This is a genomic window from Olsenella profusa, from assembly GCF_016900315.1.
Lineage (GTDB): Bacteria > Actinomycetota > Coriobacteriia > Coriobacteriales > Atopobiaceae > Thermophilibacter > Thermophilibacter profusus_A.
In genome coordinates this window covers 1-18,722 of the sequence record NZ_JACSNQ010000013.1, presented here as the reverse complement: position 1 = coordinate 18,722, position 18,722 = coordinate 1, and the positions used below count along the sequence as shown (strand labels likewise).

Below are 18,722 nucleotides of genomic sequence, written 5' to 3'. Positions count from 1 at the left end.
CAGGCACTTTTGCACGCTTCCACACCCCAAGCGAAAGGAACCAGTCATGAAGCTCATCATCGACGACGCCGACGTCAATGCCATCAAGCGCCTGGTGGAGTACTACCCCGTTGACGGCGTGACCACCAACCCGTCGATCCTCGCCGCCTCCGGCCGCGCGCCCTTCGAGGTCCTGCATGAGATCCGCGACATGATCGGGCCCGAGATGGAGCTCCACGCGCAGGTCGTGGCCCGCGACGCCGAGGGCATGGTGGCAGACGGCAGGCGCATCGTGGCCGAGCTCGGCGCCCACACCTTCCCCAAGGTCCCGAGCGTCCCCGAGGGCTTCAAGGCCATCCGCATGCTCGCTGCCGAGGGAATCCGTACCACCGCCACGGCCATCTACACCCCGATGCAGGCCTTCCTCGCCGCCAAGGCAGGCGCCTCCTATGCCGCGCCCTACATCAACCGCATAGACAACATGGGCTATGACGGCGTGGGCGTTGCCATGGAGATCCACGACATCTTCCGCGCCAACGACCTCCCCTGCGAGGTGCTCGCCGCGAGCTTCAAGAACTCCCAGCAGATTCTCGAGCTCGCCCGCTACGGCGTCGGCGCCGTGACGGCCGCCTCCTCCGTGATCGAGGGCCTCGTCAAGAACGCCGCGATCGACGCTGCGGTGGACGCCTTCACCGCCGACTTCGAGGGTCTCGTTGGCGCCGGCAAGACGATGGCCGACCTGTAGGGGCGGGCGAGAAGAACCTCGGCCCCGGACCTCCACGCGCAATCGGGGATTTCCAACATCCGCGTTAGCGCGTGACAGAAGTTGAACTACCGAACGCGTAGCTTGGGAAACGCGGCCGTCTAGCCGCAGAATCCCGAGCTACGCGTTCTTCTCGCCATGCGCAATCCGAGATTCCGGCAAAGGGTCCTGCCCGGCCGCCCTGGCCCGCGACGTAAGCGTTGCGCAAGGGATGCCGGCCAAGCCAGCATTTCCCCTTGCTTCGGGCTAACGTTGTCTTGAGAGCGGGGGGGTACATGGAAGCGCACGAGGACGATACGTACGCGAGGCTCAAGGCGGCGATGGAGGAGGCGGAGGCGAGCGAGTCCCCCGTGGAGTCCGCCCGTGACCGCCGGCGCCGCTATCTGGCGATTTCCTTGATAGTTCTTGTTCCCCTGGCCGTGGTCAGCTATGTCGCGTGGGGACTCATCGGCCTGTTTACCTTGGGCAAGACGGACGAGGGGCCGATCGCGGTGGCGTATCGGCTCGTGGGCGTTCCGGGCTGGCTTGCCATCTTTTCCTTTGGCGTCGTGGCGGTGGCGCGGCAGCTGCGCGACGACTTCAAGGGCGTGGGCGAGCGCATCTTCGGGGCGGTCATCATCGCGCTCATGGTGTGTACCTGCTACGTCTTTGTGGGGCAGCCGCTGCTGGACATCCCGTACCTCTTCGACCCCGTGCGCGTCGAGCTGCACGATGTCGAGACGAGGGACGTGAGCGGCGAGAGCGGCGCGACGTACTACCTCAGCGGCGTCGACGAGTCCGGCAAGGAGTGGGAGTTCCGCATCAACAGCGATACGTTCCTCAGCTGGGACCGCGGCCGCACCACCGCCACCGTGACCGGCCTCCCCAACACCCAGGTGACGCTCGCCATCGAGTGACCCTCCCCGCGCCCTCCAGAGGGTGGAGGCCCTGAGCGACGGCCACCAGGAGTTCCTCACGCCGCTGCAGACAACCGTGACAGCAAAAGGCCGCCCCTCCGATTCTCTAAGCAAGGATCTTCCGCGAAGCGCAGTCCTTGCGTGAGAATCGGAGGGGCGGCCCCCGTTGCCGTAACGAAGTTTCCTACGCGAGCTTGAGGAACTCCTGGTAGCCGCGGTACGCCTCGTAGACGTCGGCCTTGCTCGTGGCCTCCCACGGCGCGTGCATGGAGAGCACGGGGACGCCGCAGTCGATGACGCTCATGCCGTAGGTGGCGAGGATGTAGGCGATCGTGCCGCCGCCGCCCGCGTCGACCTTGCCGAGCTCGGCGGTCTGCCAGGCGACGCCGCCCTCGTCCATGACGCGGCGGATGGTGGCCACGTACTCGGCGTCGGCGTCGTTGGAGCCGGACTTGCCGCGGCTGCCGGTGAACTTGTTGAACGTGAGGCCGTGGCCCAGGTACGCGGAGTTCTTCGGCTCGAAGACGCTCGCGAACGCCGGGTCGAAGCCGGCCGAGACGTCGCTCGAGAGCATGCTCGAGGCCGCGAGGCAGCGGCGCAGCGCGAGCGCGCCCGTCTCGCCGGCGAGCTCGAGGATCTCGGCCATGGTGTCCTCGAAGAAGTGGCTCGTCATGCCGGTGGCGCCCACCGAGCCGATCTCCTCCTTGTCGACGAGCAGGCAGACCGCGGTGCGCGCGGGCTCCTTGCAGTCGAGCTGGGCCACGAGGCTCGTGTAGGCGCAGACGCGGTCGTCCTGGCCGTAGCCCAAGATCATGGAGCGGTCCAGGCCCAGGTCGCGGGCCGCGCCGGCGGGCACGATCTCGAGCTCGGCGGAGAGGAGGTCCTCCTCCTCGATGCCGAGCTGCTCGCGCAGCAGGGCGACGACGCCGGCCTTGACGGGGCTCTTCTCGGCCTCATCGTCCTTCTCGGCGCCCTCCTCAACGACGATCGGGCGGTTGCCCACGAGCACGTCGAGCATCTCGCCCTCGATGACCTCGCTGGCCTTCTTGGTCATCTGCTGGCTTCCGAGGTGGGGGAGCAGGTCGGTGATGCAGAAGACGGGGTCGGCCTCGTCCTCGCCGATCACGACGTTGACCGTGGTGCCGTCCTTCTTGCAGACCACGCCGTGGATGGCGAGCGGCATCGTGACCCACTGGTACTTCTTGACGCCGCCGTAGTAGTGCGTGTCCAGCGTGACGAGCTCGTTGCGCTCCTCGATCGGGTCCTGCTTGACGTCGAGGCGCGGCGAGTCGATGTGCGCGCCGAGGATGTTGACGCCGCGCTCGAGCGGCTCGGTGCCCATGTGGACGAGCATGAGGCTCTTGCCGCGGTTGACGGCGTAGACCTTGTCGCCGGGCTTGAGCGGCTCGCCGGAGGCGATGCGGTCGGTCAGGCTGACGTAGCCGGCCTCCTCGGCCATGCGGACGCTCGCGGCGACGCACTCGCGCTCGGTCTTGTTGTCAGAGATGAAGGACTTGTAGCCCTCGCAGAGGTAGTGCAGCGCGTCGAGCTGCTCGGCGCTGTACTCCTTCCAGGCGTTCGGACGCTCCATGTGGGTGAGACTCCCTTTCTCGCGTGGCTTTTGCAACGGCACACGATTCTAGCGCATGGGTCCGGCGTGGGCTTGCTGGCGACGGGGCTGCGGCGTGCCGGGGATGGCGACGAGGGCGGGACGCTGCCCGGCGGCGGGGCGGCGGCGCCCGCGGCGCGCCGGGGCTAGTTGCCGGAGGTCGGCGTCGAGCTGCTGCCGCCATCCGGCGCAGGGGAGCCGGAGCCGCCTTCCGACCCCGTGGTGGGGGCGCCTGTCGAGCTGCCGGAGCCGGAGCTCCCGGCGTCGTCGCCCGTGGCGTGCCCGTCGTCCTGTGCGGACTGTGAGCCTTCGGTGCTTCCGTCAGCGCCCTGCCCGTGCTCCTGTCCGGGTACGGCGGGTGAGCTCGTGGCGTCGTCTTCGCCTGAGCCGCCGTTGCCGGACGTGGTGCTGCCCGTGGGGGTCGACGGTGCCGGGCTGGTCTGGGTCTGCGTGGGCCCCTCGGGATTGGCGGGGCTGGCGCTGCCCTGGGCGTCCGGTTCCTGGGCGGCGACGTCCTCCGGGGCCGCCGCCTGCGGGGCGGGGCCGATGCCGGACCCTTGCGTTGCCAGGCTCACCGCAAGCGCAAACACGAGCACCGCGGCCACGGCCACCGCCGTGGCGACGATCGCGGCGCGGCGACGGTTGCGCGCCTGCTCGCGGGCGCGCGCAGCGTAGCGCACCTCACGGGGCGCGATGGGCGTGCCGGACTCGGCGACCTCCTCGACGCTCGCGTTGCCGGAGACGGACCTGGCGCGGCGGGCGGAGACGGCCGTGCGGTCTGCCCCGGATTGCGCAGGGGCGGTCATGCGGCCTGCCGTCGGGCGCCTGGCGTTCCCACCGGTCTCGCCGCCTCCCGCCAGCCCGTCCTGACCAAGCTCGCGGAGCTTCTCGGCAGAGGAGTGGAGGAGGTTGCGATAGAGCTGCGTGGCCACCGACGACGCCACGGCACCGATGACGGCGCCGATGATCGACCCGGCGATGCCGATCTGCGCCGAGAGCGCAAAGGAGGTGGCGGCGGCAAGCCCGGTCGCCAGGATCTGCGAGACCGAGAAGTCGCCCAGCAGGCCCCGGCTCTGCTCTCCTGAGCCCCGCTCTTCCGGGTTCTTCTCGCCGTTCTTTCGGGTGCCTTGCGCCATGCGTCCTCGCCTCCTCCACCTCACCGTACCCACCACGCGGCAGCCCCTGCGCGCGGCTTGCGCGAACCCACGAAGACCTTACAAGCCCGCGGTCCAAAAAGGCCGTGCGGCATGTCATTTGCGGGCTGTAAGCGGTATGATAGGTGCGTCCTGAAACTCAGGCCTGACTATGTATGGAGGTCAACATGCTCGTCAACGCAACTGCCATGCTCAAGAGCGCCGAGAAGGGCCACTACGCCGTCGGCGCGTTCAACACCAACAACCTCGAGTGGGCGTCCTCGATTCTTGACGCCGCCGAGGAGCTCCAGTCCCCGCTCATCATTCAGTGCACGAGCGGTGCCGCCAAGTGGCAGATCAGCTACAAGGTCGTCGCTGACCTCGTGAAGCAGCTCCTTGAGGACAAGAACATCACCGTGCCGGTTGCCCTGCACCTTGACCACGGCACCTACGAGGACGCCTTCAAGTGCATCGAGGCCGGCTTCACCTCCGTCATGTACGACGGCTCCCACGAGCCCGACTTCGAGACCAACCTCAAGCGCACCGAGGAGGTCGTCAAGGCCGCCCACGCCAAGGGCATCTCCGTTGAGGCCGAGGTCGGTGGCATCGGCGGCGTCGAGGACGGCGTTGCCTCCAACGGCGAGCTCGCCGACCCGCAGCAGTGCAAGGCCATCGCCGACCTGGGCGTTGACTTCCTCGCCTGCGGCATCGGCAACATCCACGGCATCTACCCGGAGAACTGGGCTGGCCTGTCCTTCGACCGTCTCCAGGAGATCAAGGCCCTGACCGGCGACCTGCCGCTCGTCCTTCACGGCGGCACCGGCATCCCCGTTGACCAGATCCAGAAGGCCATCTCCCTTGGCATCTGCAAGATCAACGTCAACACCGACCTCCAGCTCGTCTTTGCCGAGGCCACTCGCAAGTACATCGAGGAGGGCAAGGACCAGCAGGGCAAGGGCTATGACCCGCGCAAGCTGCTCAAGCCTGGCCGTGACGCCATCAAGGCCCGCACCGAGGAGCTCATGAAGGAGTTCGGCTCCGAGGGCAAGGGCTGGGCGTAGCCTTTCCGCCACTCGCTCAACAGCGGTGACCCCCAGGGGCCCGGTTCCGGCAGCGCGCCGGGGCCGGGCCCTTTGCGTGGGCGAGGGCGCGCGGGGGCCGGGCCGGCGCGTCGGGAACCCGGCGAGAAGCCTCCGTTAGGAATCCGGGGACCTTTGGCTCCCGAGGCACTAACTAGCGCCCAAACCTAACCGTAGGGGCCCTTTGTGCGCTAAGACGCCGAGATTCCTAACGGATGCGCGGCTGCTCGCTGTCGGCGAGAGGCGCGCCCTGGCGCCCGGCCGCGGGCGGCGGCCCTGCTGCGGGCGGCGCGTGGGAACAAGACGACGTCTTTCTTGCCAGAAATGTCGCCTGGGTCCTACGAGGCAGAGTCGTAGGAGGTGGGCGACGGTTTTGACCAGCAATACGTCGTCTGGGTCCTACGGAACTGGGTTGTGGGAACCAGACGTCACTTCGGGTCTCGAAAATGTCGACAAGCCCCTACGGACCAGAATCTCACCCGACCGCCCTTCAGCCTTCTTTATCATTTCTTGCGCCTTTGTGCCGATGCGCTGCCCCTCGGCCCGCCTTGCGCGGACGGGCCTACCATTCCGGTCGAGTCCACATGCGGCGGGGAGGCTGGGATGACTGGGACAAACGCACTGCTCGAGGCCGTCGAGAAGAACGTGAGCCTGACGCCGGACGCGCCGGCGTTCGTCGAGGGCGAGACCGGTGTCGTGACGAGCTATCGGGAGCTGTGGGATGCCGCCTCGCACCTCGCGTCTGGGCTGGCCACGTGCGTGGATGGCGACGGCCCCGTGCTCGTGCTCGGTCACAAGGACGCCCTCACGGTGGCGGCGTTTCTCGCCTGCCTGATGAGCGGGCACGCCTACGTCCCCATTGACGTGGAGCTCCCGCCCGAGCGCGTGCGCAACATCGCCGACCAGATTCCCGGCGCCACGCTGCTCGCCACCTGTCCGGTGCGCGCGGAGCTTGCCGGCGTGCTTGCGGGATGCGTGCTGCTTGACGCGCGGAAGCTATCCGCAAGCGTCGCGCAAGCCCCCGTTCCCGATCGCAGCTCCTGGGTTCATGGCGAGCAGACCCAGTATGTGATCTTCACCTCCGGCTCAACCGGGCGCCCGAAGGGCATCGAGGTCACGGCGACCGACGTGGGCAACTTCATGCGGTGGCTCGTCGGCTTCCCCGTGGTGCGCGAGGGCGGGCGTACCTTCCTGGACCAGGCGCACTACTCCTTTGACCTCTCGGAGTACGAGCTCGTGGGCGCGCTTGCCACGGGCGGGTGCCTCCACGCGGTCTCGCCGGCGCTGCAACAGGACTTCCGCGCCCTCTTTGACGACCTTGCGTCCTCGGGCGTGGAGGTGTGGGTGTCCACGCCGTCCTTTGCCGACCTGTGCCTTGCCGACCCCTCCTTTGACGAGCGCCTCCTGCCGCAGGTGCGCCTGTTCCTCTTCTGCGGCGAGACGCTCCACCACGGCACGGCGCGTCGCCTCCGCGAGCGCTTCCCCCAGGCGACCATCGCCAACACCTACGGACCGACCGAGTCCACCGTGGCCGTGACCTACACCGAGATCGGCCCGGACGAGCTGGCAGATTCCGCCCCGCTTCCCGTTGGCCGCCCGCGCCCGGGCACGGAGCTTGCAATCTGCGACCACGAGACGGGCGCCGAGCTTCCGGCCGGCTCCGTGGGCGAGATCGTCATCCGCGGAGACACCGTGGCCAAGGGTTACTTCCGCAACCCCGAGAAGACCGCGGCGGCCTTCTTCGAGACCGCGCTCTTCGATGGCACGCCCTGTCGCGGCTACCGCACGGGCGACCTCGGCTCCCTCGACGTCACGGGGATGCTGCGCTGCGAGGGCCGGCTTGACTCCCTGGTGAAGGTCAACGGGTTCCGTGTGGAGCTCGGTGAGGTGGAGGGTGCACTCGCGGAGCTTGCCGGCGTGCAGGAGGCGGCGGTCGTCCCCGTTCGGCGCGGAAGTCGCGTGACGGGGCTCGGCGCCTTCGTCGTGCTTGACGCGGCGTCCGTGCCGACGGAGCTTGCCGGCGCGTCGCCCTTCGAGGTGGCCCGCGCCCTCAAGGCCGCCCTCGCGCGCACGCTGCCGACCTACATGGTTCCGCGCCAGGTGCGCGTGGTGGACGAGCTCCCCCTCACCGCAAACGAGAAGGTGGACCGCAAGGCGCTCGCTGCCCTTCTCGCCAGGCCCGCACGACGAGAGGGACGCGAGGGACGTACGGCACAAGGACAGCGAGACGGACGTGAGCGTGCATGACGCTCTTTGCGGACCCGAGCTTCTTCGTCCTGCTCGCCGTGGCGCTCGTACCGGCCGCGGTGCTCGGCCTCACCGGCCACAACCTGCGGCGCTACGCGCTTGCGCTCTCGGTGGGGTTTCTCGCCTGTGCGGTGTGCAACCAGCCGTGGCAGGCCGTCGCCGTGGTGGCGTTCCTGCTGGTTGAGCGGCTGGCGCTGAGGTGGCTCGCGCGGGACCCACAGGACGGTCGACGCTTTGTGGCGGCGACGGCGGTGGCGCTCGCGCCGCTTGTGATCTACAAGGTCTCGCTGGCGGCGGGCGGCTCGCTCTGGGGCTTCGTGGGCATCTCCTACGTCACGTTCAAGGCGGTGCAGGTGGTGATCGAGACCCACGACGGCCTCATCGCCCCTGATGAGCTGGGCCTTGAGGACTACCTTAGCTTCCTGCTCTTCTTCCCGCAGCTCTCCTCGGGCCCCATCGACCGCAGCCGTCGCTTCCTCGCCGACGCCCACCGCACCCCGGGACGCGACGAGTATGCCGGCCTTCTTGCCCGCGGCATCCTCCTGCTGCTTGCCGGCGCGCTCTATTACCTGGTCCTGGCGACACTGGCGCACCGCTACATGGCAAGCGTCCCCTGGGACGCGTCCGATCCGCTCGGCTCGCTTGCGACGCAGGTGGGCCAGGCCTGGCTCTACGCGCTCTACCTCTTCTTTGACTTTGCGGGCTACAGCCTCATGGCCATGGGCGCAAGCTACTGCCTGGGCATCCGGTGCCCGCGCAACTTCCGTGCGCCGTTTGCTGCGCGCGACCTGTTCGACTTCTGGAACCGTTGGAACATCACGCTCTCCACCTGGCTGCGCGACTTCGTCTTCATGCGCCTGACGCGGCTCATCATGCGCCGGCACCTCATCCGCGACCGCGTGCGCACCGCCCAGGTGGGGCTCATGGCCAACATGGTCGTGATGGGCCTCTGGCACGGGCTCACGGCCGACTACATCGTGTACGGAATCTACCACGGCGCTCTCCTGGCGCTGACGCAGGGCTTCCAGAAACGTTCCGCCTTCTACAAGCGCCATAGAAACGACCGCTGGTTCAGGGTGCTCTCGTGGTTCGTGACGCTTCAGCTGGTGGTGCTGGGCCTTGCGATCTTCTCGGGACAGCTTTCGACGCTCGTGAAAGGAGCTCTCAATGGCTAGGAAGAACGGTGCGGGACGGGACGACATGGTCAGGGGCGGCGCGGCAGGCGCGTCCGGCGCGGGCGAGAAGGACGTCGAGGCCCGCGTGCTCGACCTGCTGGAGGACGTCTGCGGCGACCCCGCGGTGCGCGACCACCTGGACGACGACCTCTTTGAGCTGGGGCTGCTCGACTCCATGGCGGCGATCGAGCTGCTCGTGGGGATCGAGGACGAGTTTGGCGTCTCCATCGCGCCCACCGAGGTGCCGCGTGCGGAGATGAACACGCCGCATAAGATCGCCGCGCAGGTCGCGAGGCGGGTGGCATGACGCGCCTGCGACCGGGGGCCGACGGGAAGCGAGGCGCAAGCCCGGCGGACGCGCGCGGGGAGCAAGGCGCAAGCCCGGCAGACGCGCGCGGGGAGCAGCCTGTCAGCCAGCCGGAAGGCAGCGCCGGTCACCGGCGGTCAGGTCCGGGCGTGCGGCTTCTGCTGGCCGTGTGCGCGGGAGTCGCCGTGCTGGGGGTGGTTCTTCTCGCCTTTGATGCATGGGTGCTTCCCGGAAACGGACCGGCAGATTCCACGAAGCTTTATGACTACGTCTACGCGGACGGCAAGTCGGAGAACGCCGACTTTGTGCTCAACAACATGTCGCCCGACGGCTATCTCTGCTTTGGCTCCTCGGAGTTCTACATCTCCAAGGACAAGGTGAGCATGTGCCCGCAGGCGGTCTTTGGCGAGAACGTGACCGGCGTGGACATGACCTATATAGGCGAGGGCTACGACCAGAGCCTCTGGCAGGCCATCGCGGCCGGGGCCTACGGGAGCCGCGTGGCCAACAAGAAGGTGATGATCGTGGTGTCGCCGCAGTGGTTCTTCAAGGGCGGCGGCGACCAGGACAAGTTCTACACCAAGTTCTCCTACTCGCTCTACCGGGCCTTCGCACAGAACCCGAACGTCTCGGACGAGACCAAGGCCTACGTGCGGCAGCGCTGCGCCGACCTGGGTGTGGACGAGGGCCAGCTTGCGGCCGCCTCCCGCAAAACTCCGCTCGACGCGATCAACGACGACGCGTACGCCCTGGCGGACTCGTGGCGCCTGCGGACCCAGGTGCCCAACATCGTGAGCCTGGCGCCCAGCAAGAGCGCGGCGCGGACGGCGGGGGTACCCACCGGCGAGCCGGACTGGGACGCCCTGCTTGACCAGGCGCGCTCCGAGGGCGCGGCGGCGTCCACGAGCAACGACTTCGGCGTCTACGACGCCTACTGGGAGAAGAACCACCAGTACATGCCCGAGCTCTTCGAGAACTTCCACGAGGCTGACACGGAGTACGCGGACCTCTCCTGCTTCCTGCGCGTGTGCCGGGAGGTGGGCCTGGAGCCGCTCGTGTGCATCCTGCCCGTGCACGGCCCGTGGTACGACATCGCCGACGTCTCGACCGGCGAGCGCGCGGCCTACTACGCCCGCATCCGCCAGATTTGCGACGACGCGGGCGCGGCCTACGCCGACTTCTCCAGCTGCGAGTACGAGAAGTACTTCCTCTGCGACACGGTGCACCCCGGCTGGGTGGGCTGGGTACGCATCGAGCGCGCGTTCTACGACTTCGTGAACGGCCAGGACGACGACTTCTTGGGCGGCGCGGGCTTCGGCGACGCACCGGGCCTTGCGGCAGAAGGCGGTGCGTAATGGGCGAGAAGAACGAGCGGCTGACGGGAGCCTTCCGTAAGCTGCGAGCGAGCGTGGCGGACGTGAGGCGTCAGCCGCCTGAGTGGCTGGTGCTAGCCGGTACGTTTCTGGCCGTGGTGGCGGGCGGGGCGCTGCTGGTGTGGTTCGTGGCGCTCTCGGGGCTCTCCGAGCCGGTCCAGTTTGTGTACGGCGGGTTCTGAGGTGACGGTTGGCTCATGACGGTCGGGTTTGGTCGGCTTTCGTCAGGTGGCGTGCGGCGTGTGCACGGAATGGCGCCCGGTGCCCTGCGCCATGCTGCAACGTGCCTTGCGGTGGCGCTCGTGTTCGCGCTCTGCGCGCCGGCTGCCGCACGCGCCGACGAGGCACTGCTCGCCGGTCCCGACGACCCGGGCGTCGAGGAGGACCTCGAGCAGGTGGGAGACCCCGAGGACGAGGGCGCGGCGCCGGTGGGCGAGGAGCCTCGCGGCTCCGAGCTCGCAGACGTTCTCGACGCCTACCTCGCCGAGAACGCGCCCGCCACGGGCGTGCCGGGCGTCGCCGTGGCCGTGGTCGACCCGGACGGCGTGCGCTACCAGGCAACGCTCGGCGACTGCCCGGACGCGCACGAGACGTTCCTTCTGGGCTCGCTCTCCAAGTCCGTGACGGCGGTCGCGGTGATGCAGCTGGTCGAGGAGGGTCGAATCGACCTCGACACGCCGGTCGTTAACTACGTGGGGACGGCCGCAGACCTGCCGGACGCGGTCACGGTGCGCTCCCTGCTCAACCAGACGAGCGGCTTTGGGTACTACGAGTCCCTTGCTGACGCGAGGGTGGGGGAGAGCGCCGGGTCCTTCTCGTATGCAAACGCCAACTACGACCTTCTGGGGAGGCTCGTCGAGGCAGTCTCCGGTCAGTCGCTTGACAGCTATCTGCAAGAGAGTGTGTTCGGGCCGCTGGGGATGGCGGACGCTTCGGCCGATCTTGCGGCCACGCCTACGGTTCCCGGCTACCGCTCGTGGTTTGGCGTGCCGGTGGCAGACGGCTTCCGGCACGAGGAGGGGGACGACGCCTGGGGCGGACCCGCCTCGGGTTACGTGAGCGCCAGCCTCGCCGACATGGAGGCCTACCTGCGGATGTACCTCAACAGTGGCGTTGTGGTGGGCGGCGCGGCGGCGGACGGGGGCGCACTGGCGGACGATGGCGCGCCGGCAGACGGCAGATCTGCGGGCGTCGCCGATTCCATCACCCCCACCGCCTCGGTGCTCTCGCCCGACGGCGTCCACCAGATGGTCTTCTCGCGCGTGCCCGACCCAGCGGGCGACACCTGGTACGGGATGGGCTGGACCACCTACACCTGGGGCGATGGCGAGCTCGTGATGTCGCACGACGGGCAGGTTGAGAACTACGTGGCACGCATGTGCGTGATTCCCGGAAGGAACCTGGGAGTCGTGGTGCTCGGCGACGCAAACGACGAGTTCGGTGGCAACGAGGCGTTCTTCTCGCTGGCGGACGACATTGTCTCCATTGCGGTCGGGGCCGAGCCTGCCGGGGTCGACGGCGCGGCGCGCCTGTCCGAGCACGTGAGCTACGATGTCCTCTACTTGGTGGCGGTCGTTGCGTGCGTGGTGCCGCTCGTCCGGGCGCGCCGCTGGCACGGTCGCCTGATCCCAGCCGTCATCCTGCATGTGGTGGCGCCGGCGTGGCTGCTCGGCGTGCCGATGGCCGCTACGGGCATGCGCTGGCAGGACTTCGCGGACTTCTACCCTGACCAGACGCTCGTGCTGGTTGTCTGCTGTGTGCTGCTCGTTGCGAGTGGAGCGGCCAAGCTCCTGGCCTGGCGAAGGCGGTCGACGGCGACTATCGCGGCGTCTCCGGCGGCGTGATTCCATCCCAATGCGAATACGGCGCGCACCTTCCGGACGGGTACGTACAATCAAAAAACGGGTACGTACACTATTTCGAAGGCGGCAAGACTCCACGGCGAGAAGAACCGCAGGTCAGAAGCTTGTTGCGTGAATATTAAAGTTGCAATAGTGTACGTACCCGTTGGGGTGAGTGTACGTACCCGCCGGGAGGGTGTACGTACCCGTTGGGGTGAGTGTACGTACCCGCCGGGAGGGTGTACGTACCCGTTGGGGTGAGTGTACGTACCCGTTGGGGTGAGTGTACGTACCTGCCGGGAGAGTGTACGTACCCGCTGGGGGCGCGTGAGGTGCGCCCCCGGACGTCCCCGCTAGATCGGGCGCGCGGTGCAGGGCCCCGCGCCCTCCGTGCCCGGGTCCTGCACGAGGTCAGCGAGCGTCTTGGAGTCAAGGTAGCCGGCCGTCACGCGGCCGAGGTCGCGCCAGACGCTGACGGTGGAGCAGGTCTCCAGCTGCGGGCAGAGGGTCTCGTTGGTGCAGTCGAGGCAGCTCACGGGCGCGAGCGAGCCCTCCGCCGCGCGCAGGATCTCCCCGAGCGTGTAGTCCTCGGGCGCGCGGGTGAGCTTGTAGCCGCCACCCTTGCCGCGCTGGCTCGTCACGTAGCCGGCCTTGTGCATGAGGGAGATGACCTGTTCGAGGTACTTGCGCGAGATGTTCTGGCGCTTGGCCACGTCCCCCAGCGAGACCCAGCCGTCGTGCGCGGCGAGGTCGGCCATCGCGCGCAGGGCGTACATGCCCTTGGTCGAGAACATTCCTGCCATCTCCGTCACCTCCTAGAGCGGGACGAGGGGACCTTCCCTCGGAACGAGGCAAAGGGACTGTCCCTTCGCATCATCGGTTCGCGAGCATCTCGTCAAGCGTACGCCAGGCGAGCTCGGCGCACTTCACGCGCGCCGGCATGTGGGCGATGTCGCGCAGCAGCACGCCGTCCTCGAGCTCGTCGAGCTTGGCCTCGTCGGTCTCCTCGCCGCGCACCATGCGCATGAACAGGGCGCAGAGCTCGCGCGCCTGCTCGGGCGTCTTGCCCACCATGAGGTCGCTCATGATGTCGGCGCTCGCCTGGCTGATGGCACAGCCGTGGCCGGTGAACGCGGCCTCCTCGATGGTGCCGTCGTCGGCGAAGCGCACGGAGAACGTCAGCTCGTCGCCGCAGGAGGGGTTCACGCCCTCGTGCGTGCAGTCGGCGTCCTCCATCTGGTACTTGTAGTCGGGGTGGGACACGTGGTCCATGAACTCGGCGTTGTAGAGGTCAGTTGCTGCCATGGAAGATCCCCCAGACCTGGGTCAGGCCGTCGACGAGGCGGTCCACGTCGGCGGCGTCGTTGTAGAAGGCGAGGCTGGCGCGGCAGCAGGCGAGGTTTTCCACGCCAAGCCACGCGAGCAGCGGCTGCGCGCAGTGGTGGCCGGCGCGGATGCAGACGCCCGAGGCATCGAGGATGCTCGCCACGTCGTGCGGGTGCACGCCGCGCACGTTGAAGCTCACGACGCCGTGGTGGCGCGCCGGGTCCGCCGAGCCGATCACGTCCACGAAGCCGAGCTCGCCGAGGCGCCCCATCGCGTAGGCCACGAGGGCCGCCTCGCGCTCGGCCACGGCGTCGTAGCCAACCGTCTGCGTGAGGTAGGTGAGCCCGACGCCCGTCGCATAGATGCCGGCGGCGTCCTGCGTGCCCGCCTCGAACTTCTCGGGCACCGGCGCCCAGGTGGCGTTCTGCTCGCGCACGGAGTCGATCATCTCGCCGCCGGTGAGCATGGGCTCCATCTGGTCGAGCAGCTCGTGGCGGCCCCAGAGCACGCCCACGCCCATCGGCCCGAGCGCCTTGTGGCCGGAGAAGGCCAGGAAGTCCGCACCGAGCTCGCCCACGTCCACGCGCAGGTGCGGCACGGACTGGGCGGCGTCCACCACCATCACGGCACCCACGGCGTGCGCGGCGTCGGCGAGGCGGCGTACGGGCAGCTCGCAGCCCATGACGTTGGAGACGTGCGCGGCCGCCACGATCTTGGTGCGCGGCCCGATCTTCCGGGCGACCTCGGCCTCAGTGAGCGTGCCGTCCCTCTCCGGGTAGAGGTAGACGAGGCGCGCCCCGGCGGCCCGGCAGGCCTGCTGCCAGGGGATGAGGTTGGAGTGGTGCTCCATCACGGTGATGGCCACCTCGTCTCCCGGCCCAAGCACGCACGGCGAGAAGGACTTGGCCACCAGGTTCAGGCTCTCGGAGGTGTTGCGCGTGAAGACCACGTCGCGCGCGTCCTGGGCGCCGATGAGGGCGGCCACCTGCGCACGTACGTTCGCGACGGCCTCCGTGGCCTCCACGGAGAGGCCGTAGAGCCCGCGCAGGGGGTTTGCGTTCATGGTCTCGTAGAAGTGACGCTGGGCGTCCAGCACGCACGCGGGACGCTGCGCGGTGGCGGCGCTGTCAAGGAACGAGAGGTCGGGTCGGGCCGCCAGCAGCGGGAAGTCGGCCTTGTAGGGGTTCTCGCGGATGTCCATCTCACGCCTCCTGAGTCAGCTGGGGGCAGGCCCCCTTCGACTCCTCCACGACGGCGCGTGCCTCGTCGCAGGGCGCCTCCATGGCGGCCTGCTCGTAGAGGGCGCGCACGAAGAGGGCCTCGGCGTCCTCGCGGGAGAGCCCGCGGCTGGCGAGAAACGCCAGCTGCTCGGGGCTCACCGAGCCGATGGTGGCGCCGTGGTTGCCCGCCACGTCGTCCTCGTCGCAGAGGATGACCGGCAGGGTCTTGTTGGTCACGTCGTCGCCGAGCACGAGCACCGTCTCGGCCTCGTTGCCCTGGGCGCCGCGGGCGCCGTGGACGAGGTCGATCGTGGTGCGCAGCGACTTGCGCGCCGCGTCCTCCAGCACGCCGGAGTAGGCGAGCTCGGAGCGGGTGTTGCGGCCGTGGTGGCGGACCACCTCGTTGACGTCCAGAAGCTCGGTGCCGCCGACGTGGTAGCGCTGCGCGAGGTCGATGCGGGCGCGGTCCCCGGCGAGGTCGCACGCGAGGCCCAGGGCCACGGTGCCGCCGCCGAGGGCGTACTGGCGCACCTCCACGCGCGCGTCGGCGTCGGCGTGGATGCCCACGCTCTCGAGGTGCTGCTCGCCCGCCCCGACCCCGATGAACTCGAAGATCCTCACGTGCGCGCCGCGCTCGGCGATCACGCGCAGGAGCGAGCCGGACGTCGGTGAGACATTGGGGACAGGTTCATTTGTCTCATCCGGGTTGGCTGGGGACGTGGGTGCCGGGTCAGTTGCCGATGAGACAAATGAACCTGTCCCCAATGTCTCACCAGCAGCGACCACGATCGTGGCCTCGGCGCCGGCGCGGACCATGACGCCCGTGTCGGCCACCTCGCCAGCCGCGGCGCTCACCGTGACCACGATCGGCTCCTCGCGCTTCTCGCCGCGCGGAACTTCCACGTAGCGAGCGCCGGCCGCCTGGGACTCCGCCCAGGAGCTGACGGCAGGCCCCATGCCGCACTCCACGCCCTCGAAGAGGCGCGGCAGCGCGAAGTAGACGTCGCCCTTGCGGTCGCGCGCGGGGACGGTGAGCGTCACGTCGTTCGTGCGCAGGCGGTTCCAGGTCTGGGCGGGCGCCACGTTGACGCGCTCGAGCGTGAGCGTGTCGACGCCCTGCGCCGCCTCGGCGCCCTCCGGCGCAGCCGCGCCGGCGACGCCCGCAGGCGTCAGGTTCTTCTCGCCGGGCATCATCCGATCGCCCCTTCCATCTCGAGCTTGATGAGGTTGTTCATCTCCACGGCGTACTCGAGCGGCAGCTCCTTGGAGACGGGGTTGGCAAAGCCGTTGACCACCAGCGTGCGCGCCTCGGCCTCGCTGCAGCCGCGGCTCATGAGGTAGAGGATCGTGTCGTCGGAGATGCGGCCGATGGTGGCCTCGTGGCCCACCTGCGCGGTGGCGTTGCGGACGTCCATCGCGGGGATGGTGTCCGAGCGGCTGATGTCGTCCAGCATGAGGGACTGGCAGCTCACGGAGCAGCGCGCGCGGTCGGCGCGGCGGCCCACCACCACGGAGCTGCGGAACGTGTTGACGCCGCCGTCCTTGGAGATGGACTTGGTGTCCACCGAGGCGGTGGTGTCCGCGCCGTTCATGATGACCTTGCAGCCGGTGTCCAGGTCCTGCGTGGCGCCGGCGAAGGTGATGCCGGTGAACTCGCAGCTGGAGCGCGCACCGGCGAGGATCGTGGTGGGGTAGAGGTAGCTCACGTGGCTGCCGAAGCTGCCGGAGACCCACTCCATTTTGGCGTCAGCGCCCACCGTCGCGCGCTTGGTGTTGAGGTTGTACATGTTCTTGGACCAGTTCTCGATCGTGGAGTAGCGCAGGCGCGCGCCGTCCTTCACGAAGAGCTCCACGGCGCCGGCGTGGAGGTTGGCCTCGTAGTACTTGGGCGCCGAGCAGCCCTCGATGAAGTGCAGGTCCGCGCCCGGCTCCACGATGATCAGCGTGTGCTCGAACTGGCCCGCGCCCGCGGCGTTGAGGCGGAAGTAGCTCTGCAGCGGGTAGGGCAGGGTCACGCCGGCCGGCACGTACACGAAGCTGCCGCCGCTCCAGACGGCGTAGTGCAGCGCCGCGAACTTGTGGTCGGTGGGCGGGATGAGCGTGCCGAAGTACTGGTGCACCACGGGCTCCCACTGCGGGTCGTGCAGCGCATCCTCGATGGTGGTGTAGACCACGCCCTGCTTGGCCACGTCCTCGCGCATGTTGTGGTAGACGATCTCGGAGTCGTACTGGGCGCCCACGCCGGCCAGGCTCTCGCGCTCGGCCTCGGGGATGCCCAGCCGCTCGAAGGTGTCCTTGATGTCGGCGGGCACGTCGTCCCAGCTCTTGGCCTGCTTGGTCTTGGGCGAGACGTACGTGGAGATGTGGTCCAGGTCAAGCCCCGCGATGCTCGGGCCCCAGTTGGGTGCCATCGGTCGGCGGTGGTACTCGTCGAGCGCGGCCAGGCGCATCTGGAGCATCCAGTCGGGCTCGTCCTTCTTGGCCGAGATGGCGCGGACTATGTCAGGGGTGAGGCCGTCGGCGTAGCGCTCGTAGCCCTCCTCGGACTTGGTGAAGTCGTAGAGGGAGCGGTCGACGTCGGCCACCTGCGTGCGGGTGCGGGCCTCGGGGGCCTGCGTGCTGGTGTCGCGGCGCTCGTCGCTCACTGGGCATCACCCGCGGCCGCGCCGTCCTTCTCGCCCAGCGCGCGCTCGAAGCGCTCGAAGCCGTTGGCGTCGATGTCGGAGATGAGGGAGGCGTCGCCCTCGGCCACCATGTGGCCGTGCACCATGACGTGCGTGCGGTCCACGGTGAGGCGCTCAAGGATGCGCGTGTTGTGCGTGATCACGATGAGCGCGCCGCCGCACTGCTCGCGGTAGGCCTCGATGCCGCGGGAGACGATGCCGAGCGCGTCGACGTCCAGGCCCGAGTCGGTCTCGTCCAGGATGGCGAGCTTGGGGCGCAGCAGCAGGAGCTGCAGCATCTCGATCTTCTTCTTCTCGCCGCCGGAGAAGCCCACGTTGAGCTCTCGCATGAGGAAGCCCTGGTCAAGCTCGAGCTGGTCGGCGATCTGCCCCACGCGCTCGCGGAACTTGCGCGCGGTGGTCTTGAGCTCGGGGCGCATCTGGCAGATCGTGCGCAGGAAGGAGTAGAGCGGCACGCCGGGAACCTCCACGGGCGCCTGGTAGGAGAGGAAGATGCCCGCGAGCGAGCGCTTGTCCGCGGAGAGCTCGGTCACGTCCTGCCCGTCAAAGGTGATGGTGCCGCCGGTCACGGCGTAGGCGGGGTCGCCCATGATGACGTGGCCGAGCGTGGACTTGCCGGCGCCGTTGGGGCCCATGAGGACGTGGCACTCCCCCTCGCCTACGGTGAGGTCGATGTCGTGGAGGATGGGCTTGTCCTCGGTGCCCGCACTGAGGTTGCTCACGCTGAGCAGTTGCGTTGCCATGTTGGTAGCCTTTCTTCTCGCTGCCCCGAGCATGCCGGGTGCCGCGCGGGTCTCTTGCGGTTTCCGGTCGGCGAGCGCGCGGTCTGCTTGCGGCCCCGCCGCCGACAGGTGGATTTCTGCCTAATTCATAGTAATGAGTGGGGAATTTCTAGCAAGCGTCGGGCGAGAAAAACCGCGGAGTGCCGACAATTCCTAGTGAGCGTGGGGTATTTTGCGCCGGCGCGGCCGACCCGCCTCGTCACGGCCGGCCCGCCTCGTTACGGCCGGCCCGTTCCAGCCAGTCCTCAACGGTCCGCCACGTCCCCGACGGTCCTGTCTCCGACTCCGCCGACCCCGCGGTCCCGCCC

Annotated in this window: 17 protein-coding genes; 9 read left to right on the top strand and 8 right to left on the bottom strand. The window is 68.6% G+C overall.

The features are described 5' to 3' along the window. Positions 1–46 precede the first annotated feature (46 nt). Positions 47–724 carry a transaldolase family protein gene (locus H9X80_RS06615; RefSeq protein ID WP_204793557.1) on the top strand — a complete coding sequence of 226 codons (678 nt, stop codon included), beginning with the start codon at positions 47–49 and terminating at the stop codon, positions 722–724. 293 nt (positions 725–1,017) lie between these two features. Continuing rightward, positions 1,018–1,638: a hypothetical protein gene (locus tag H9X80_RS06610; RefSeq protein ID WP_204793556.1), complete on the top strand. Its 621-nt coding sequence runs from the start codon at positions 1,018–1,020 to the stop codon at positions 1,636–1,638. A 184-nt stretch (positions 1,639–1,822) separates the two neighbouring features. Here H9X80_RS06610 and H9X80_RS06605 read toward each other — a convergent pair whose 3' ends face one another. Further along, on the bottom strand, positions 1,823–3,229 hold the full coding sequence (locus H9X80_RS06605) for an aminopeptidase (protein WP_204793555.1): 1,407 nt from the start codon (positions 3,227–3,229) through the stop codon (positions 1,823–1,825). Between the two features lie 164 nt (positions 3,230–3,393). Beyond that, positions 3,394–4,383, bottom strand: coding sequence for a hypothetical protein (locus H9X80_RS06600; RefSeq protein WP_204793554.1), 990 nt, complete (start codon positions 4,381–4,383; stop codon positions 3,394–3,396). A 185-nt stretch (positions 4,384–4,568) separates the two neighbouring features. Here H9X80_RS06600 and fba point away from each other — a divergent pair, with 185 nt between their 5' ends. The 7 genes from fba (at position 4,569) to H9X80_RS06565 (ending at position 12,405) form a co-directional block, all read left to right on the top strand. Then, on the top strand, positions 4,569–5,441 hold the full coding sequence (gene fba, locus H9X80_RS06595) for a class II fructose-1,6-bisphosphate aldolase (protein ID WP_204793553.1): 873 nt from the start codon (positions 4,569–4,571) through the stop codon (positions 5,439–5,441). 621 nt (positions 5,442–6,062) lie between these two features. Further along, the gene (locus H9X80_RS06590) at positions 6,063–7,706 is read left to right on the top strand and encodes an amino acid adenylation domain-containing protein (protein ID WP_204793552.1); all 1,644 of its coding nucleotides are present in this window, start codon (positions 6,063–6,065) and stop codon (positions 7,704–7,706) included. Then, positions 7,703–8,881 (top strand): D-alanyl-lipoteichoic acid biosynthesis protein DltB, encoded by a 1,179-nt coding sequence (gene dltB / locus H9X80_RS06585; protein WP_204793551.1) that lies wholly within the window; start codon positions 7,703–7,705, stop codon positions 8,879–8,881. The genes H9X80_RS06590 and dltB overlap by 4 nt, the downstream gene beginning before the upstream one ends. Then, complete coding sequence (gene dltC / locus H9X80_RS06580; protein ID WP_239471736.1) at positions 8,874–9,188, top strand: D-alanine--poly(phosphoribitol) ligase subunit DltC; 315 nt, start codon at positions 8,874–8,876, stop codon at positions 9,186–9,188. Before dltB ends, dltC begins: the two co-directional genes overlap by 8 nt. 149 nt (positions 9,189–9,337) lie before the next feature. Beyond that, complete coding sequence (gene dltD, locus H9X80_RS06575) at positions 9,338–10,543, top strand: D-alanyl-lipoteichoic acid biosynthesis protein DltD (RefSeq protein ID WP_428832972.1); 1,206 nt, start codon at positions 9,338–9,340, stop codon at positions 10,541–10,543. Continuing rightward, the gene (locus H9X80_RS06570; protein ID WP_204793549.1) at positions 10,543–10,743 is read left to right on the top strand and encodes a hypothetical protein; all 201 of its coding nucleotides are present in this window, start codon (positions 10,543–10,545) and stop codon (positions 10,741–10,743) included. Before dltD ends, H9X80_RS06570 begins: the two co-directional genes overlap by 1 nt. Before the next feature lie 111 nt (positions 10,744–10,854). Next, positions 10,855–12,405: a serine hydrolase domain-containing protein gene (locus tag H9X80_RS06565; protein ID WP_342590883.1), complete on the top strand. Its 1,551-nt coding sequence runs from the start codon at positions 10,855–10,857 to the stop codon at positions 12,403–12,405. 350 nt (positions 12,406–12,755) lie between these two features. Here the strand turns inward: H9X80_RS06565 and H9X80_RS06560 are convergent, their stop codons facing one another. The 6 genes from H9X80_RS06560 to sufC form a co-directional block, all read right to left on the bottom strand. Beyond that, complete coding sequence (locus tag H9X80_RS06560; protein ID WP_204793547.1) at positions 12,756–13,205, bottom strand: RrF2 family transcriptional regulator; 450 nt, start codon at positions 13,203–13,205, stop codon at positions 12,756–12,758. A 70-nt stretch (positions 13,206–13,275) separates the two neighbouring features. Further along, positions 13,276–13,707 carry a Fe-S cluster assembly sulfur transfer protein SufU gene (sufU, locus tag H9X80_RS06555; RefSeq protein WP_204793546.1) on the bottom strand — a complete coding sequence of 144 codons (432 nt, stop codon included), beginning with the start codon at positions 13,705–13,707 and terminating at the stop codon, positions 13,276–13,278. Further along, a complete protein-coding gene (locus H9X80_RS06550; RefSeq protein WP_204793545.1) occupies positions 13,694–14,929 on the bottom strand; it encodes an aminotransferase class V-fold PLP-dependent enzyme in 1,236 nt (411 codons plus the stop codon). The genes sufU and H9X80_RS06550 overlap by 14 nt, the downstream gene beginning before the upstream one ends. Position 14,930: 1 nt before the next feature. Continuing rightward, the gene (locus tag H9X80_RS06545; protein ID WP_204793544.1) at positions 14,931–16,142 is read right to left on the bottom strand and encodes a SufB/SufD family protein; all 1,212 of its coding nucleotides are present in this window, start codon (positions 16,140–16,142) and stop codon (positions 14,931–14,933) included. Next, positions 16,139–17,593 carry a Fe-S cluster assembly protein SufB gene (gene sufB, locus H9X80_RS06540; protein ID WP_204793543.1) on the bottom strand — a complete coding sequence of 485 codons (1,455 nt, stop codon included), beginning with the start codon at positions 17,591–17,593 and terminating at the stop codon, positions 16,139–16,141. The genes H9X80_RS06545 and sufB overlap by 4 nt, the downstream gene beginning before the upstream one ends. After that, a complete protein-coding gene (gene sufC / locus H9X80_RS06535; RefSeq protein WP_204793542.1) occupies positions 17,590–18,375 on the bottom strand; it encodes a Fe-S cluster assembly ATPase SufC in 786 nt (261 codons plus the stop codon). The genes sufB and sufC overlap by 4 nt, the downstream gene beginning before the upstream one ends. Positions 18,376–18,722 lie beyond the last annotated feature (347 nt).

Coding starts and splice junctions, on each gene's coding strand:
- dltB (WP_204793551.1), top strand. CDS start 7,703: ATGACGCTCTTTGCGGACCCGAGCTTCTTCGTCCTGCTCGCCGTGGCG.
- sufC (WP_204793542.1), bottom strand. CDS start 18,375: ATGGCAACGCAACTGCTCAGCGTGAGCAACCTCAGTGCGGGCACCGAG.
- dltC (WP_239471736.1), top strand. CDS start 8,874: ATGGCTAGGAAGAACGGTGCGGGACGGGACGACATGGTCAGGGGCGGC.
- fba (WP_204793553.1), top strand. CDS start 4,569: ATGCTCGTCAACGCAACTGCCATGCTCAAGAGCGCCGAGAAGGGCCAC.
- H9X80_RS06560 (WP_204793547.1), bottom strand. CDS start 13,205: ATGGCAGGAATGTTCTCGACCAAGGGCATGTACGCCCTGCGCGCGATG.
- H9X80_RS06610 (WP_204793556.1), top strand. CDS start 1,018: ATGGAAGCGCACGAGGACGATACGTACGCGAGGCTCAAGGCGGCGATG.
- H9X80_RS06550 (WP_204793545.1), bottom strand. CDS start 14,929: ATGGACATCCGCGAGAACCCCTACAAGGCCGACTTCCCGCTGCTGGCG.
- H9X80_RS06600 (WP_204793554.1), bottom strand. CDS start 4,383: ATGGCGCAAGGCACCCGAAAGAACGGCGAGAAGAACCCGGAAGAGCGG.
- H9X80_RS06605 (WP_204793555.1), bottom strand. CDS start 3,229: ATGGAGCGTCCGAACGCCTGGAAGGAGTACAGCGCCGAGCAGCTCGAC.
- H9X80_RS06545 (WP_204793544.1), bottom strand. CDS start 16,142: ATGATGCCCGGCGAGAAGAACCTGACGCCTGCGGGCGTCGCCGGCGCG.
- H9X80_RS06590 (WP_204793552.1), top strand. CDS start 6,063: ATGACTGGGACAAACGCACTGCTCGAGGCCGTCGAGAAGAACGTGAGC.
- sufU (WP_204793546.1), bottom strand. CDS start 13,707: ATGGCAGCAACTGACCTCTACAACGCCGAGTTCATGGACCACGTGTCC.
- H9X80_RS06570 (WP_204793549.1), top strand. CDS start 10,543: ATGGGCGAGAAGAACGAGCGGCTGACGGGAGCCTTCCGTAAGCTGCGA.
- H9X80_RS06615 (WP_204793557.1), top strand. CDS start 47: ATGAAGCTCATCATCGACGACGCCGACGTCAATGCCATCAAGCGCCTG.